This is a genomic window from Christiangramia aquimixticola (genome assembly GCF_048285835.1).
In the GTDB taxonomy this organism is placed as follows: Bacteria; Bacteroidota; Bacteroidia; order Flavobacteriales; family Flavobacteriaceae; genus Christiangramia; species Christiangramia aquimixticola.
This window is the reverse complement of sequence record NZ_JBLVTL010000245.1, coordinates 1-293: the sequence shown is the minus strand read 5'-3', so window position 1 is coordinate 293 and position 293 is coordinate 1. Positions and strand designations below refer to the sequence as shown.

The following is a 293-nucleotide window of genomic DNA, read 5'->3' as shown; positions in this document are numbered from 1 at the left end:
CCCGAATCTGAAGCATCTCCAAATCCATCTTTATCGGCATCGATATAATAAGTAGTAAAGGTCAGATCTTCATCGATAGTTCCATCACAGTCATTGTCCTTCCCATCACATAGTTCAGGAGCATTTGGATAAACTGTATTATCGGTATCATTACAATCAGGAGTTGCTGGGGCAGTGGTTGAATAACCAGCACCAGGAGAGGTACACTGTGTTACTGAATTTGTGCTTCCAAAGAAACCATCAGCATCATTATCCACACCCACATACCAAACCGTATCCGGATTGATAGAAGA

1 protein-coding gene is annotated in these 293 nt (G+C 42.0%); it reads right to left on the bottom strand.

Annotated elements, in window-relative coordinates; all coding sequences use genetic code 11:
* Positions 1 to 293 (bottom strand): putative metal-binding motif-containing protein (locus ACNKXV_RS14330; protein ID WP_417908385.1); only part of this gene is annotated, 293 nt, incomplete at both ends.